Source organism: Okeania sp. SIO1H4, from assembly GCF_010672695.1.
Taxonomy (GTDB): Bacteria; Cyanobacteriota; Cyanobacteriia; order Cyanobacteriales; family Microcoleaceae; genus Okeania; species Okeania hirsuta.
Map to the genome: position 1 here is coordinate 36,310 of NZ_JAAHGB010000017.1, position 16,674 is coordinate 52,983.

A 16,674-nucleotide genomic window follows, 5' to 3' on the forward strand; every position below is an offset into this window, starting at 1 on the left:
GCGCCTTGAAGCCTCCTCTTTTAAGAGAAAAAAAAGAAATAATATTTCCTTATATTCAATCCTCTCAGTTTTAACCAAAGGTAATTATCAATTATCCATTATCCATTAATGAACTATCCTTAAGTAAATAACTTTTTTTGATAACTATTAACCAGTTATTGTTAGTTATTCTTATTTTTACCGAATAATTAATAATTAATAATTAAATAATTCGCGCCTTGAAGCCTCCCCTTTTAAGGGGAAAAAAGCAGTCGAGGGATGGATGGGTTTCCTAACCATATCCAATCGACTAAGAGAAGAAATAATATTTCCTTATATTCAATTCCGTAACGGTTTTAACCAGAGTTAATTATCAATTATCCATTATCAATTATCAATTAATGAATTCTCCCCCACTCCCCTACTCCCTACTCCCTACAAAATAAAACCCATAGACTCTAATCCTTGCCTAATTCTTTTTGCTTCTGTAGGATTATATTTTTCATGTAAACTAATAGCCTTCCCAAATGCCTCTAAACTTTCTTGCACTTGACCAACTTTCAACAATACAACTCCCAAATTTTGATAAGCTTCTGCATAATTACTATCAAGCTGAATTGCCTTTTGATAAGAAGCGATCGCCTCGGTAAACCAACCCATTTCTTTAAATACCATTCCTCGGTTATAGTGAGCAACTGCAAAATTAGGGTCTATCTGTAAAGCAATTTCATAGTTAATTTTTGCATCCTGTAAATTTCCTTCTTCTTTCAACAAACTACCCAAATTATTGTATGCTCCCAACTTTAATTTCGGCATAACATTTAATTCTATTGCTATTTTATAATGACTCTTTGCCATTTCTATATCTTGTTGTTGTCGATAGGCAATAGCTAAGTGATAATGCAGCTCATACAAAATTGTTTTATCTATATCGGGGTCTTGTAAACCTCGAAATAGTAATTCCATTCCTTTCTGTTTTTCCCCAATTTCTATATACAAAGCACCTAATTTACTACAAACATAAACATCATTAGGATGATTACTAAAATAACTTTCCATCGCTGCTTTTGCTCTTTGCAGTTTATTTTTAGAAGTAATTTCTCCCTTTTGATAACCCTCATGTAAAACTGCTATATCTGGCAACGAAGCTATTTCCCAGTGAGATTCCTTCGCCAAAATCTCAGTAATACTATCATCAACGATGGCGTGATAAGGTCGAGAAAATTTTATTTCAGGATGATTTCTAAACAGACGAGAAACCAAAGAATATGGAGATTGTTGCGCCCCTATTTCCTCTCTAATTAAATTAATTAAAATGTAGCGATCGCTCTTTATTGCTTCCTGAATATGTGGAGCTATTTTTGGTGAGAGATATTCATCAGCATCTAATACTAAAACCCAATCACCAGTAACATATTTCAAAGATTCATTTCTTGCTGCTGCAAAATCATTACACCATTCAAAATAATGTACTTTTGCACCAAATTCTTGAGCTATTTCTGGCGTTCGGTCAGTTGAACCCGTATCCAAAACAACCATTTCATCAACCGTATCTTTCACACTTGCCAAACATCGAGGCAAGTTTTTTTCCTCATTTTTAACAATAATGCAAAAACTCAAATTCATATTTTAGCAATTAGCATTCAGCTATCAGCGATTAGCATTAAAATTATATCATTTCCGTTGGTATAAGTAGGGCTTGCGGATTAAATATCAAAGTATTGACTGATATTGGTTTGCTGCCTTTTTTTGCCTTTAAAAAGTGCAAGTTTTTCGGTCGCTCAAGCTCAAAAAGCTAGTATTTTGGGGCAATTATGGCAGAAAAATCACTCTTACAATTTTTCCGACTACCTCCTCTACAATTCCCATTTCTCCTGTCTCCTGTCCCCTGTCTCCTGTCTCCTACCCCTACTAAAAGACTTTTGAGCGCAAACCCTAAGTAATAGATAGGGAAAAAAACACCAATGAGAAACAGAATAAAAAAGCTACTTCTTCCCATTCCTTTTTATCTACTAGCAGATTCTAAAAGTCTCAAGTTTAGTCACAACAATAATTTAACTTCTGACTTCTGAATTATAACTTCAACTATAGCTTTTTCCTTTAATTTATAAAACTTACTAAAAAACCCCATTCTTACTCTACTTCTGAATGAGGTATGTTCAAAATATTTCTATTTCTAAGATAGCGATCGCTAATAAGTGGTCGTGCAAAATTAATTACACATCTATAACAAGCTAAATTATTTCCCTTCTCAAGAGCGCAAAGAATTAGAATAAGTAAATAATTTTGCTTAGGTACTTAATAGAATTTAATACTAATTATCTCTATGGTAGAATTACAGAATCGATAACATGAATCACACCATTAGTTGCAAGTACATCTGGAATAATTACATTAGCATCATCCACCTTTACACCTCTGTAGGAAACTTGAACATAGATATCATCACCTTCAACAGTTTTTACGTATCCAGATTCTAAGTCGCCAGATGTTACCTCACCAGGAACTACATGATAAGTGAGAATATCAATTAGTTTGTCTTTGTTTTCTGGCTGTAATAAATATTCTACTAATCCTGGAGGTAAAGCTGCAAATGCTTCATCAGTAGGTGCAAATACTGTAAATGGGCCACCATATTGTAGCACTTCTACTAAATCAGCAGCTTTTAGTGCCGCAGCTAAAGTATTGAATTCACCTGCTTCTACTGCCGTTGAGACAATATCTTGAGCATAAGCAATTAGTATGGGTTGATTAACTACTTGCTGATTAGCTACTGCGGGTAGACTATAAAAGGCACTAGCAAAGATTAGCGCTAAGGTAGTACAGATTAATCCTAAGATATTGATGGACTTTTTGAAGAAACTTAGAAGATTTTGGGTATTCATGTTTTCCCAATTCCATTAACTACGTTATTAACAATAGTACAAAAACTGAAACTTATCTTAAAAATATTTCAAATATAGAACTTTAACTTCTGAGTTCATTAAAAAACCCATTCATAAGCATAGTTAAGAATGGGGTAGATTTAGATATTTGCGATGCACGATATAACGCTAATTAATTATTCAGGTACAATTACAGTGTCAATTACATGAATTACACCATTACTCGCAGGTACATCTGCCTTAACTACATTAGCTTTTCCAACCTTTACACCTGAATTAGAAACATCAATGTTTACTTTACTACCTTCGACAGTCTTAACCATTCCAGATTCTAGATCGCCAGACATTACCTTGCCAGGAACTACATGATAAGTCAGAATTTTTACCAATTTATCTTTGTTTTCTGGTAACAATAACTTTTCTACTGTTCCTGCTGGTAAAGCTGCAAATGCTTTGTCAGTAGGAGCAAATACCGTAAAAGGGCCTTCTCCTTGAAGCACTTCTACCAAACCAGCAGCTTTTAGTGCCGCAGCTAAAGTATTGAATTGACCTGCTTCTGCTGCAGTTGCGACAATATCCTTAGAGTTAGAGTCAGCAATTTGTAAAGGTTGGTTAACTACTGACTGAGTGGAAGATTTTTGAGAGAAGTTAGCTACTGCGGGTAGACCGAAGAATGCGGTAGTACCAACTAATCCTAAAATAGCGATCGCTCTTTCCACTATATTGAAACTATTTTGATTATTCATACCGATCTACTTTTCCTGTTTGTTAAAAAGTGTAAACTTAGTTCTATTTATCTTAACAAAATTTTAATAAGTGTCAAGATAATTTACATAATCATACTCAACTTTTACTTTTCAGTTTTTAATTACTTCCGAGAGAATCCGGAGATACCTGATCGAATCCATAACTCAAAACTTCTATTATCGAGCCTTCTTGAGGAACATCAGCTCTAGTAATAGAAATTGTATCCTGATTGACAACTCTGACTGGAGTTCCTTCCATCACATCAAGAAATTCCTCGATAGGAGCAATATCACAAGTAGCTTCATCAGCAGCTTCAGTTTTGTAATGAGTGGGAATCACAATTCTGGGTTTTAGCACTTCCAATGTCTGCTTTGCCTCTAAAGGAGTATATGCTTTTGGCCCTCCACCTACAGGAATGAGCAGCAAATCTGGACGACCAATTAAAATACGTTCTTCTATGCCAATGGGACTTGCTAGTCCCCCTAAATGTAAAATCTTGATTCCTGCTTGCTGCCATAACCAAGCCACATTAGTCCCGAAGCGACGTCCACCTTCTCTATCTTTAGTAGTACGAATTCCTTGAATTTGTCTATTATCAACCTGATAAACTCCAGGTTCATATAACAACATTGGTGGTGGATTACTTGTAAAACCTTCTACTACTCCCTCATCTAATAATCTACTACTAATTAAAATTAAATCTGTATCTACTATAGGGTTGCGATATCCTGCAGTACAACCTATTGGGCGAAAAGGATTTACTAATACTTTAGTTGCTGCATCTTCAAATAAAAAGCAAGTATGTCCTAACCATTTAATTGTTAAAGATTCTCCTGTTTGTGCTTGAGAATGGTGAAATTTAGATGTTAAACCTGTTCCAATTAAGGCTAATAAACTTGCTTGTGTATAACGTATAAATTTTCGTCTTTTCATTTTAATTTGTTTGACTATAAGTTTCACGCTATAGTAATATAAAATAATTTGTAAAAGAAACTGTAGGGGTTTGATTTCCAAATCCCATCTTCGCTTAAGTTTGGAGACCAAACCCTGTTAGATAAAATATTACAAAATAAGCGCGGGTTGCTATATTTTCTCTTTCTATTACTATAGAACCCATTTGGTATCTATAACTTTGTTACTTTTAGGGTCTAGTTACCGATTTATTAGCCGACGATTTTCTAGCCCTTCTACTTTAGATAATCGAGCTTTTCGCAACTGTTTGTCCAAACAACTGAATAGCCAAATAAAAATAAAATATTAATTTGGAGGAATAGTTTTTCGAGCTTCTTTTATTTCAAAACAAAAAATTGCCGAGGTAAACTACCTCCGCATTTAGCTTTACGGCTCTTGTTCGTTAATGTAAGGTTTTTTCTAGCAGCCTGAGAAGAGTTGATGTGCTATGAAGCTAAACTAACAGTAAAGATCAACAAAATGCCTATTAAGTAAAAAACTTGAGTATATCAATTCTATACTCATAAAAATTTATTCTTGCAAAATACTTGACTTTTTTTCTAAATAGATATAATATATAGTATTAGTGCTATTTTTTTTTATTGTACATAATTTCAGGCACTCTAAAGAGTTTAGCGACTGAGCGAGTGCCTGGATACTATTGTATGAGAGCTTAAAAAGCTCATGTTTTTTCTCTGAAGACAGCATTTATGCCAAATACTATGAGAAGTATTTTAGGAAATGTGCCTAAATATGAAACGGTAAGTACAAGCGACTATAGTATTAGTAAAGCAAAACTAACCAATACATATACCCGATATACATAAGTTAGATTTGGACATCATATCCGATATGAATAAGTGAGATTTTGATGTCTACCTTACTTATTAAATCCTAGTTTATCTACTTTTCTAGTATTTGTCAAGCTCTTCAGGAAAAAATGCAAGTGCAATAAAACTTCACACTCATAATAGAGGTAGATAAAATGAAAAATCAAAAAATCAAAATCTCTTCCATTGCCCTAGATATGTTTCAGCTAGCAGCAGCACTCCTAACGTTATCTGCAAACCCTCAGTTTTTAGTCTTTCTGGTTGGGTCGATGGCTGTACTTTGCATAGCCTACAAGTATAAGATTTTTAAGTAGATAAAGGGTTTATATAGGGTACGTTGGTATCCTGTATTACTCAGTGCAATCGGTAGGCTTCTGAAAGTAGGCAGTATTATTGTTGCCTACTTATTTTATTACTCAAACAATGATAATTGTTTAGGTTGTTTTTGATACCAATCAGCACGTTTATTATATTTATCATGTAACATATTTTCCTGGTTTTATCTCGAAATAAAATTCAATCTCCTACTGGAGATAACTAATAACTGATAACTGAAATGACCCTCATGGCGTAGCTATTCCGGGAACTTCTCGACAGGAACCGGGAATAAAATGGAATATTGCTGCTGAGAAATGGTATGAGCAATATCCTGATTTTATGAAAGTCTATGAAGCGGGTGGGTTGTTGTGGGAAATATCAACAAAGTATGGTTTATTATAGTAATTAAGTATTAAATTGGGATAATTCTGACTTTTAACAGGGTAATACCAGTTTAAAAAAAAATGCACTTCATTTGGTGCATCTCTATCGGAGATACTTAAAAAGAGCTTCTCCAATTCATTTTAGATAGTTATATCTATAAATAGATTTACCTTTTTTTATTCAATATTTCTTTTTTCTTCCTTCTTCCTTCTTCCTTCTTCCTTACTTCTACCAACAGTTAAAAACCCTTATTCAAATTTCTACAACCCTGCCAAAAAATTTCTCATTAACAACTTTCCAGAATTAGTTAAGATACTTTCTGGATGAAATTGTACGCCCTGAATATGAGGATAATTTCTATGTCTAACACCCATAATAGTTCCATCCTCAACCCATCCCGTAATTTCTAATACTTCAGGAAAACTTTCCTTCTCTATAACTAAACTATGATATCTCGTAGCAATTATAGGATTATCTAACCCTGCAAAAATTCCTACTCCGTGATGATAAATTTCAGAAGTTTTACCGTGCATTAATTCTGGGGCAGCAACAATTTTCCCTCCAAATACTTGACCAATACTTTGATGACCGAGACACACTCCCAATATAGGTAAACTTGCTCCTAATTCTTTAATTAATACTTGAGAAATTCCGGCATCTTCAGGGCGACCAGGACCTGGAGAAATAACCACTCCATCAGGTTTCAACTCATTAATTTCTGCCAAAGAAATTTTATCATTACGGAAAACTTTAACATTAGCTGCAACTGCTAATTCTGCACCCAATTCACCTAAATATTGTACTAAGTTGTAGGTAAAACTATCGTAATTATCTATAACTATAATCAAAGTGTTTTACTCCTTCATTTCCTAGATATATTGAATCTCTTGATCGACAAGCGATCGCTAATTTTTCTGATTAGTTATTTTGAGAAATAATTTCTCAAGACTAAGATTCATAAAACTGAAAGTTTTACTACTGAGCTAAAGAGAAAAATAGCAACTAAAGCACGAACAACACTCTAATTTTATTAAAGTTCTAGCTTCATTGCACTGATGCAAGAAGTATTTTTTTTACCAAACAACTTTCAAAATACTTTGATTATAGCTAGACCTCTACTCCAGTAAAAATTATTTTTACTGTAAAAAGCCAGATGCTTTGATAATGGCAAAAACTTATATAGTAATTTTATTTGAGTTAGGTAAAAAAACTGGTCGCTTTTAGGCAACAGGCAAAAGACAACAGGTAACATAGAAGAAGGTTTGCCGGACTTTTTACTGTTAGTAAATAACCAACTCTTGTTTGAAATTTCATTAAATATCAACTTAAAATCTCAAATCTTGCACCCCATTTAATCAATCAAAGCGATAATCCCTAGTGCAGGATGGCGGAAATAACTGACCAGTTACAAAATCCTAAAACAATTACAAATTAAAAATGATTGACTTTTAACTTCCGCGTAGCGGCACTAACTACTAAAAGTATCAATAACTAGACTTAATAATTGAGGTAAAATCAGATAACTTGCGATAAGTAATGCGACAATAGCTGAAATTAAAACAGCACCTGCAGCACAATCTTTAGCAATCTTGGCTAACTCGTGGTAACTTTTTTTAACTGTTAAATCTACCACAGATTCAATAGCAGTATTCAGTAATTCCATAGCCATAACCAATCCAATAGTTAACACAATAACTGCTGTTTCTATTGGTTTTAACTCTAATAAAATACTCAAACTAACAGCAACAATACCGATGAAAGTATGAATCCGAAAATTACGCTGAGTCTGGAAAGCATAAGACAATCCTGCCCAAGCATATTTGAAGCTAATTAAAAGACTATTTGCTACTTGCCAAGATAATTCTCTATTAGGTTTAACTGTACTTTTAGAACCCTTTATTTTCGGAGCAGAAGAATTTTTCGATTTGTGTATAAAAGTGGCTTCATTGTAAGATATTGATGACTCATTCAGTTTCATAATTTATCTACCTCAGTTCAATTTAATAAATAAGGCCCAGATAATCAAAGACTTACTCGATTAATAGTCTATCTAAAAAGTTCAAAATTTACCCTTAGTCTTGTCAATTTTCTAAAGTGATTTGTTTCTCAATAGTAATTCCAACGGCATGAAGCAAAAATAATTGCTGTTTGAGCATTTGTTGCCAACTCTTTTCGTCAAGATGATCCCATCCAAGTAGGTGTAGAAAACCATGGGCGGCTAGCCAAACTAATTCAGTTGTTAATGAATGTTCCAGTTGTCTAGCTTGCCGAATGGCCGTCTCAACGGAAATTACTATATCACCCAGATATAGTTGTAAATCAGAATCTAGTACTTTTGGCTGAGGAACATTTACTTCCAGAGCAGCAAAAGCTAAAACATCTGTTGGTTGATTCCGGTCGCGATACTGATGATTAAGGATTTGGATTTCGCCATCCCCGGTCAGACGTAGAGTAAGTTCGTAGTTTTCAGCAAGTGGAATATTTGGTTGTAGAATTTCTAGCCATTTTTGAAACCAATATGCCCAATTTTCAGAAGATATGGGATAAAATTTTTCCTTATCAGAATAATTGGGTCTAAAACCCTGCTTTGATTGGCTAAATGTTTTTGGAGACTTGCTCAAATCCCCCTTACAAAAACAACTTCTGACTTCTGACTTCTGACTTCTGACTTCGTCAACATTCTGGACTTTTAATTTTTCTACTTCTGACACAGAGGATGACCAGAAATAATCCTGAACACTTACTTCCAGATACAACCTTAAATTCTCCTTTCCGCTCAAAAATGTGATTTTAATTATCGCGTTAGATAGGCAAGGCCAACCAATATACCTACAAGTCCAATGGTTGTCAGGGCAAAATGTTTGAGTGATTTACTTCCCTTCCTCACCATATTTCTCATGGCCAGTTTGACATAACTGGGTTTTGGTTCAGTTGTGGAAGCATTTGTTTCTATCTGTGTCTGTGTTTGTCTGGAGTCTTGAGTTGATGAAGATAAATTACTCATAAAAATCAATATATTTACAGTTTTCTAGTGGTTGTTATTTGTCTCGAGCTGAGTTTTAAATTGATGATAAAGTCGATACTACTATAACAATAATATTAACTCTTGTGTCTATACATCGACTCTTGATTATTTTTTCATCAAATTTTTTGCCTTATAGCTTAAATATAAATATATTGATGAAAAAGTTACTCTTGATCATAATTGACAAATTGATCGAGGAAAAATTTAGATATTTTTCAGGAACAGTGAATAAAGGACATATATATGAAATAGTTCTGCTGTGAATAATACAGCAGATTCGGTCGTATATGAGATACAAATATTAACGTTAAGATGTTGATTGTTATAATATATACAATTAAGTAATGATCGACTAAAAGTTATGGCTGACAAATGCAATCTTAGTAATGGCCAGCAAGTTTATATTGAACATCAGGTAATGCAAACTGTGGTTACTCTTTCCAGTGGTAGTCCTGGTCAACAACAACAGGCAAGTACAGGGTTTCAAACAAGTAAATGGACTGTAGTACCCACTTTGTTTAAAACTGCTACTGGAGTAATTTTGCGGATAGAGTCGGAACAGGGACAATCTTTTGTTCAGTTGCAGGCAGGTGGAATAAGTACTATCGGTGGGACGCCTACTTTGAGTGATGCCGAAGTTTTATCGCTTCAACAAGTAGAGGCAACACCTAGCAAAAGTATGCCATCGATGGAACCAATGAAACCAATGGAACCGATGAAAATGGGCGATATGGAAATGAAGATGAACCCAATGCAGATGCGGATTGGTAATATGTCGATGGAAATGGGGTCAAGTTCCTCTGCAAGTTCTGGGAAGGGTTTTTGTTCTCAATGTGGTGCTCCTGTACAAACAAGCGATCGCTTTTGCTCTAGTTGTGGTTATCAGTTGTAATTGTAGTCTTGAAATTTTAATTTTATTTAGGTGTGTAGTTGCGTTAAACGCGCCTACAAATAAAGACTTTTTTTATAAATAATTATCTGAATATTATATTACCTATATTATATTCAGTAGGATCTATCATTGCTGTAAAGAATAGACAATTTTGATAATAATTGTTTTGGTCAAAACTTATTTATCTAATTGAGCAATAAAATCATATCAAATCCGGTTAAACAGCCATAGAATGGTTAAGTTAGGAGGAGTCAGGAGTCAGGAGTCAGGAGTCAGGAGGAGAAAGAATTACAAAGATAAACGTAGTTATGGCGATTGAAGATTTTTTTTATGTCCAATTAAACGGATTTGATATCAATCATTAATTATTGCTTTTTTTCTTACTTATTCCTTTTCTAAAGCACTTGTAATATTCTTTTTTTATCAAATTATATATAGTTAAAAATAATCAGGAAAATGCACAATGAAAATTGATATTGATATAATGACTCGCTATTTACATAGAATGCGAAATCAACCAGGGTGGGCTTCTCTAAACGAAGTTGCGACATCTATGAATATGGATAGAGCTACATCTAGACGCTATACGAAAACAGCAGAAGAATGGGAATTAATTGAGCGTCAACATTTAGAAAATCAGCCTACTCAAATTCAAGCAACTAAGAAATTAATAGAATTAGAGTCTGGAGAAGTCCGAAAAATTGTACAGGCAAATTGTCAAGATTTTTAGTTTTATAGCAGAGGGAATAAGTAAGAAGGAATAAGTAAGAAGAAAGAGGGAAGTGTGGGAATAAACTCGGCAAACTATAAATAAATTGGTTAATGCTATTGTAGAAAAAACTGGAGAGTTTGAATGTCTAACTCCTGAAGCTTTTATTAATAAATATATTGAATATCATGTTCTGTAGAACATTTATAATCAGGCTCGTAGTTGGATTTTAGTCCTAATACAAATATTGTCAGGACTAGAGCAATACTACAAACCATATAATTTATTATTAAGTAATGATCCGATGAAGCTTTTATTAATAAATATATTGAATATCATGTTCTGTAGAACAGTTATAATCAGGTTCGTAGTTGGACTTTAGTCCTAATAAAAATATTGTCAGGACTAGAGCAATACTACAAACAAAAACTTGATAATATTAGTTACTTCCATACAATTTTTCTTTACCACCTAACGAATATTGCCAAATTACAACTACTGCCCAATGAATAATTACCATAACCCACAAACAACCAGTTAATTGATAAGCTACTGTACATACTAATCCTAAAATTCCTGTCAATGTCAAAAAAATTGGTGTCATAAAAGTTGGGTTTCCTTGGGGATGGAAAGTTAAAGCATTAATTGGATGATAAATAATGAATAAAAATAAACTTAACGCTGCCCAAAAACACCACATAATAGTTGAAATTTTCTCGGTGGGATGAGGCAATAATAAAACTCTAAATATCAGCTCTTCTATTAAAGATGGCATAAAAAATATCACTACCAACCCCTGAAATAATTCTTTGAGATTCCGAAAACCTCGATTTACTCGCAAAAATCTGGAATTAAAGCCTAACGGTAAAGCGATCGCTCCATAAACCAATAACGTCATCCCAACAACTAACCAGTCTTGACCATTCATCAGACGAGAAGCAAATATCAAACGCTCAATTAACTTTGAAATTAGAGGAAACTGCCCCAATGCAACAGTCGGTGCTACTGATTCAATATCTGGGTCATATCCTCCCACCTGGTTAGTGCGGAGAAACCATAATTCTGCACCACTTTCCAGGAAAATAGTGCTAACTTCATCGTGAGCGCGACGAGGCATCATTGATCGCCAACTCAAAATACTGTTAACAATACTAATCTCATTCACAAACCCATTTCTCGCATTTATCCCCGCCAAATATTCAGAATTTTTCTGCCAGTCTGGGCGCACAACACCCCTCGGAACTAAAGCCTTTTCCAGTTTTTTCCCCAAAGACACAAGTTGTTGAAACCTTAATGTTTGTGGGTCGTCGGGATGAGATTTTAGCCAGGTTTGAATTTCTGGTGTGGAATAAAACTTATTCTCAATACTTCTAATGGCAATAAAAAGTGCTTGACTAGAGTCTTGGACACAAGAAGTTGCCGGACTCACTCTTGCTACCCCCGTTCCATCCCCCGTGCGGTAACGAGCTGTCATTATTTGTAACTGATACATAAATTCTCGGAAAGGAGAGAGGATGACACCGCCAAAATCATAATCTTTAAGTGCGTCTAATTTGATGACTACATCCGAGACTGGGCGAGTTCCTAACCATCCTTTTTCCAAATTTCCCATATAATTTTCCCAGTGGTGAGTACCGGAAATTATGCCGTTGGAATTTTGGGCGTAAACTTGTTGGTATTTGATGTCAAATTGTAATTCGTTGGTAAAAGTATCTCGCACTACTTGAGCTAAACCGTAAGAAAAATGTCCGGTAACTGTTCCTGCAAGTATGGGTTCACCTTTTTCTCCACCAATACCCCCGAATAGATGAATGACTAAAGCATAATCTCCTTCTTTTAACAGGGAGTGGGGAGGAGAAAGTTTATCTACCTTACTTCCTTCTTCCCCAATAACTAATACACTTTGAATACTACCTTTACGACTTTCCGTATTTTGCCAATTTTGGCGATCTATATATTTGATACCTGCTGTTTTTCCCTGGATAGTTTTTTCAGGTCGTAGTTGAAAGAGCGATCGCGGTTTTACTGCTTGAACTGTAAACATTCCTTCTCTATCTTTTGCTCCATAAATATACCAACCTGCTTTCCCTGCGGGGGAGTCTGTTATTCCTTGGGGTGTTGATTGAAATAATTTGTTGGGGAGGAGTGGTTGTTGGGGAATGCGGATAATTTCTGTTGCACCGTCGAATTTTTTGGTAGTGGGGTTGTAGTGACGTACTTGGAAAAGTTCGCTGGTGCATGGTTGGTTTCCAGGACAATTTTCTGGAGTGGCGTTTGTGGTTGCCGTGCGGAGGATATCAACTAAAGCGTAATAACGTCCGGTAATTTGCATGGGTTCGAGCGGGGTTTCCAGAATAGGGGAACCTCCTTCGTTGTAATTTTGACGTTTTCCAGACCGACTATCATATCGTCGTTAGGTCTAGCTCCGGCGAGAGATTTTAAGGGACCGACTTTGGTTAAACCATTGAGGCGAGTGGGCAAGACATTGCCGTTGTTACTACTGTTTTTAGCTGCTTGAGAAAATTGAATATCTTTCGTAACAGTTTCGACGAATGTTTGTGTTGATGGTTGTTGACTCCATTGCAAAGGCAGTATTTCCCCTTCTAAATTTTTAGCTGTTTCTGGAGCGTTATAGATTTCTATCCATACCCAGTCTTGTTGGTTACTTGGTGGTGGGGAGTCTGGTTTTGGCAGAATGAGTCGCCCTCCCCAGGTTGTTGTTGGGCGGTAGAGTTGGTTGTTAATGGTTTGTTGGAGGGGGTAATAACTGGGTTGGTTGAATGGTATTTGACTGGTAATGTCGTAGTTTGATGGTTTTTTTGTTTGGGCGAAAGTGGGGAAAAGTAGGCAGAGGGTGAGGGAAATTAGAAAAACTATAACGATCCAGTTTCGGGTTAGGGAGAAGTAAGGTTTTGAGGGTTTGTTAGAAATAATAACAAGCCAATTATTCATTAGACATCTCCAATAATAAAAAAATCAAATCAATTATCCCACATAAATAATCAATTCTTTCCCCCTACTTAGTAGGAAGTAGGTAGGCTTAATTATCAGTACAATAGCAATCAAAATTCAAAACAGTGAAAACCTATTGATAACTAGGTTATAGGTTCTTTTTCATATTTTTTATTTTAACCTTTATTTATGCTTACCTACTTACCTCTTTTTAGTACAAGAAGTAAAACAGGAAATTTCACAAGAATGCCATTAAAACCTAACGGTAAGGCGATCGCTCCATAAATTAACACAGAAGGAGAGTCGATTACATTATCAAGTATTGAATTTACTACCACTGTTAAAGTTTTATACGAAGGGGTTAACTTTGAAACTGATACTACCGAGCAAAAATAAACGTGGTGCTGCATATCATGGTAGTGCATTGGAATTATTTTGATTATGAGAAACAGCAGTGGGAGCATCTTGCTCCCTTGGTAGGTGTTGCTCATCCCCATCTACAATTAAATAGAATCAATATCCTCTTGGCAATTTCTCAGCTTCAGCACTTTTATTCAGATTAAGCTAACCTTAAATAATATCCTAAAACATCTCTATTGATCGGGGCAGAATGAAAAAGTCAACCTAGTGCAGGATGGCGGAAATAACTGACCAGTGACAAAATCCTAAAACAATTACAAATCAAAAATGATTGACTTTTAAATGCATGACTTTTAACTTCCGCGTAGCGGCACTAGCTTTCAATTCTGAATTGTAGACTTGACCTTAAATCTGAAGTATATGGAGCGCAGTATCTCAAAATCTTTATTCTTCCTACAAAGACTGGAACCCAAAATTTCAGTCATGGACCGCTACATCATTATAGAATTAATAGGGCCATTTCTCTTTGGTGTAGGATTATTTTCATCTATCGGGGTGACAGCGGGGGCAATGTTTGAATTAGTCCGAAAAGTAACAGAATCTGGACTACCTATTTCTATTGCCCTTCAAGTATTTTTCTTAAAAGTGCCAGAGTTTATTGGTTGGGCATTCCCTATGGCAATGGTACTATCGACTCTGATGGTTTACAGTCAGATGTCTAGTAATAGTGAGATAGTTGCTCTGCGTAGCTGTGGCATTAGCGTCTATCGAATGCTTATACCTGCGGTAATATTAGGTCTGACCGTAACTGGTTTAACTTTTGCCCTTAATGAAGTAATTGTACCTAATGCCAACTATCAAGCATCTCTGACTTTAGAGAGAACTTTAGACCGAGACGATCCTCCTTTTCGGGAAGAACATATTTTCTATCCAGAATTTGGCAAAGTTGAGCGGCCAGACGGAAGTAAGAAAGATACTTTGACTCGTTTATTCTATGCCGAAAAGTTTGATGGTAAATATATGAGGGGGGTGACTATTGTAGATCGTTCCCAATATGGGGTTGACCAAATTGTGTCTTCTGAGTCAGCAACTTGGAATCCAGCAGAAAATATTTGGGACTTGTTTAATGGGACTATTTATATTGTATCTCCAGATGGTTCTTACCGTAATATTGTTAAGTTTGACCATCAAGAATTAAAACTTTCTACGGCACCTTTAGATTTAGCAGGTAAAAGACGTACTTATCAACAGATGAATATTCCTCAATCTTATGAATATTTGGAGTTAATGCGACTGAGTGGAAATCATCGGAAAATTGTTAAAACTCAAGTCAGAATTCAACAAAAGTTTGCTGTACCTTTTGTTTGTTTGGTTCTGGGTTTAGTAGGGGCAGCTTTAGGAATTAGACCTCAGAGAAATGCGAATAGAGGTACTAGCTTTGGTATTAGTGTGATAATTATTTTTGCTTATTATTTACTTTCTTTTATTACAGGGGCAATGGGGCAAAAAGAGGTTTTGACTCCTTTTTTGGCTGGATGGTTACCCAATTTTATGGGTATTGGAGTGGCAATGTTACTTATAGCAAGAGCTTCACGTTAAGGAATTTAGAAGTCAGAAGTCAGAAGTCAGAAGTTGTTTTTGTAACAGGAATTTCTTAAGTCTGAAGTCATAACTTAGAAGTTCATTTATGACTTGATTTTTATTATTTTGGTCAAACCAGAAAAAATACAAAAGATTTAACTAATAACTGATTAAAAGGCAGGGTTTTAGACCCAATTATTTTGATAGTTCAAAACTAGGGTCTGCAAATCTTGAGTAATTGAAGATTAAGAGTAATTCAAGTAACATTTACCTATCTTATTATTCTTGGGTACGACTTTTGTTCATGTCATTTATTGATAGAAGTAGCACTGAAAGACTCTGCTCTGAAGACTATTATTTATATGAAATAGGTAATCTGAAATATTGTAGCTTTTTGCTAAGACCTGCAAAATATAGGTGGGTCTGGTAATATGTGAAGATTCACTGCCCCTCCCCAAGAATTTAATTTTCCTTTATTACAACCACCTGTTACTCCTTTTGCTTCTAATGCTAAAGTATGGCTTCCTTTTGTAATAAAACCTATATCCTTTTTTACAGATTTATAATTATCTATCTTATATTCTTCACGTCCTTTAAGTTTGTTATCAACATAGAAATAGATTATAACCGTACTAAAATGACCAGGAGGAACGATATATTCAGCGTATAATATTCCATCTTCCTTTACTTTTATTTGTTCTTCGTGACGAGGTGTACAAAGTTGACCATTGCTTGTATATTCTATTCTTTTATTCCCTAATTCCTGAAGCAATTTTATCTCTTTGGTAGCATTTGATTAACTACAGTATTGACCAATTGCTGCTATTAATGCAGCAATTATTACTGCAGTTCCACCAATTAGTAGCAACAATTATTTGTGTTCGAGAACTTTCGTTGTTAGAAGTAATCTAAATTTAAACCTTAGTTGTAATAAGTAATTAAATTTTAGCTCTTTTAGCACAGAAATAAAGCCCAAGCATAGTTATAGCAATACTTTTTATTCAAAATTTACAATTATTCTAATTTTTAGAAGAAACTATTAACGCTAAACAACAATCGCC

17 protein-coding genes are annotated in these 16,674 nt (G+C 34.9%); 4 read left to right on the forward strand and 13 right to left on the reverse strand.

The features are described 5' to 3' along the window. Positions 1 to 414: 414 nt before the first annotated feature. From F6K06_RS14620 to F6K06_RS14660, 9 genes are all read right to left on the reverse strand, one after another. Positions 415 to 1,605 (reverse strand): glycosyltransferase, encoded by a 1,191-nt coding sequence (locus F6K06_RS14620; protein ID WP_124145346.1) that lies wholly within the window; start codon positions 1,603 to 1,605, stop codon positions 415 to 417. Between the two features lie 169 nt (positions 1,606 to 1,774). Continuing rightward, on the reverse strand, positions 1,775 to 1,978 hold the full coding sequence (locus tag F6K06_RS14625) for a hypothetical protein (protein WP_124145347.1): 204 nt from the start codon (positions 1,976 to 1,978) through the stop codon (positions 1,775 to 1,777). Positions 1,979 to 2,303: 325 nt separating this feature from the next. Continuing rightward, a complete protein-coding gene (locus F6K06_RS14630) occupies positions 2,304 to 2,864 on the reverse strand; it encodes a fasciclin domain-containing protein (RefSeq protein WP_124145348.1) in 561 nt (186 codons plus the stop codon). A gap of 176 nt (positions 2,865 to 3,040) precedes the next feature. After that, on the reverse strand, positions 3,041 to 3,610 hold the full coding sequence (locus F6K06_RS14635; protein ID WP_124145349.1) for a fasciclin domain-containing protein: 570 nt from the start codon (positions 3,608 to 3,610) through the stop codon (positions 3,041 to 3,043). Between the two features lie 118 nt (positions 3,611 to 3,728). Continuing rightward, positions 3,729 to 4,544 (reverse strand): MBL fold metallo-hydrolase, encoded by an 816-nt coding sequence (locus F6K06_RS14640; protein ID WP_287241806.1) that lies wholly within the window; start codon positions 4,542 to 4,544, stop codon positions 3,729 to 3,731. A 1,810-nt stretch (positions 4,545 to 6,354) separates the two neighbouring features. Next, entirely contained in the window at positions 6,355 to 6,942 is a 588-nt protein-coding gene (locus F6K06_RS14645; protein WP_124154739.1) for an aminodeoxychorismate/anthranilate synthase component II, read from the reverse strand. Positions 6,943 to 7,562: 620 nt separating this feature from the next. After that, the gene (locus F6K06_RS14650; protein WP_124145357.1) at positions 7,563 to 8,072 is read right to left on the reverse strand and encodes a diacylglycerol kinase family protein; all 510 of its coding nucleotides are present in this window, start codon (positions 8,070 to 8,072) and stop codon (positions 7,563 to 7,565) included. Between the two features lie 103 nt (positions 8,073 to 8,175). Next, positions 8,176 to 8,850: an rRNA maturation RNase YbeY gene (ybeY, locus tag F6K06_RS14655; protein WP_240038980.1), complete on the reverse strand. Its 675-nt coding sequence runs from the start codon at positions 8,848 to 8,850 to the stop codon at positions 8,176 to 8,178. 38 nt (positions 8,851 to 8,888) lie between these two features. Next, positions 8,889 to 9,098: a DUF3285 domain-containing protein gene (locus tag F6K06_RS14660; protein WP_124145358.1), complete on the reverse strand. Its 210-nt coding sequence runs from the start codon at positions 9,096 to 9,098 to the stop codon at positions 8,889 to 8,891. A gap of 382 nt (positions 9,099 to 9,480) precedes the next feature. Between F6K06_RS14660 and F6K06_RS14665 the strand changes: the two genes are divergently transcribed. Continuing rightward, on the forward strand, positions 9,481 to 10,011 hold the full coding sequence (locus F6K06_RS14665) for a zinc ribbon domain-containing protein (protein ID WP_124145359.1): 531 nt from the start codon (positions 9,481 to 9,483) through the stop codon (positions 10,009 to 10,011). A 463-nt stretch (positions 10,012 to 10,474) separates the two neighbouring features. Further along, on the forward strand, positions 10,475 to 10,741 hold the full coding sequence (locus tag F6K06_RS14670; RefSeq protein WP_124145360.1) for a transcriptional regulator: 267 nt from the start codon (positions 10,475 to 10,477) through the stop codon (positions 10,739 to 10,741). Between the two features lie 418 nt (positions 10,742 to 11,159). Here F6K06_RS14670 and F6K06_RS14675 read toward each other — a convergent pair whose 3' ends face one another. The 3 genes from F6K06_RS14675 to F6K06_RS14685 all read right to left on the reverse strand — a co-directional run bounded on the left by F6K06_RS14675 (position 11,160) and on the right by F6K06_RS14685 (position 14,010). Continuing rightward, positions 11,160 to 13,052, reverse strand: a complete 1,893-nt coding sequence (locus F6K06_RS14675) for a type II CAAX prenyl endopeptidase Rce1 family protein (protein ID WP_287241813.1) — start codon at positions 13,050 to 13,052, stop codon at positions 11,160 to 11,162. Further along, a complete protein-coding gene (locus tag F6K06_RS14680) occupies positions 13,022 to 13,672 on the reverse strand; it encodes a hypothetical protein (RefSeq protein WP_287241816.1) in 651 nt (216 codons plus the stop codon). The genes F6K06_RS14675 and F6K06_RS14680 overlap by 31 nt, the downstream gene beginning before the upstream one ends. Positions 13,673 to 13,869: 197 nt before the next feature. Continuing rightward, complete coding sequence (locus F6K06_RS14685) at positions 13,870 to 14,010, reverse strand: hypothetical protein (protein ID WP_287241818.1); 141 nt, start codon at positions 14,008 to 14,010, stop codon at positions 13,870 to 13,872. Positions 14,011 to 14,070: 60 nt separating this feature from the next. Here F6K06_RS14685 and F6K06_RS14690 point away from each other — a divergent pair, with 60 nt between their 5' ends. Both F6K06_RS14690 and F6K06_RS14695 read left to right on the forward strand, forming a co-directional pair. Continuing rightward, on the forward strand, positions 14,071 to 14,235 hold the full coding sequence (locus F6K06_RS14690) for a hypothetical protein (RefSeq protein WP_287308877.1): 165 nt from the start codon (positions 14,071 to 14,073) through the stop codon (positions 14,233 to 14,235). Between the two features lie 217 nt (positions 14,236 to 14,452). Next, the gene (locus tag F6K06_RS14695) at positions 14,453 to 15,631 is read left to right on the forward strand and encodes an LptF/LptG family permease (RefSeq protein ID WP_124142631.1); all 1,179 of its coding nucleotides are present in this window, start codon (positions 14,453 to 14,455) and stop codon (positions 15,629 to 15,631) included. Positions 15,632 to 16,010: 379 nt separating this feature from the next. On the opposite strand, the gene F6K06_RS14700 is transcribed toward F6K06_RS14695, so the two are convergent. After that, complete coding sequence (locus F6K06_RS14700) at positions 16,011 to 16,385, reverse strand: hypothetical protein (protein ID WP_287241823.1); 375 nt, start codon at positions 16,383 to 16,385, stop codon at positions 16,011 to 16,013. Between the last annotated feature and the right edge of the window lie 289 nt (positions 16,386 to 16,674).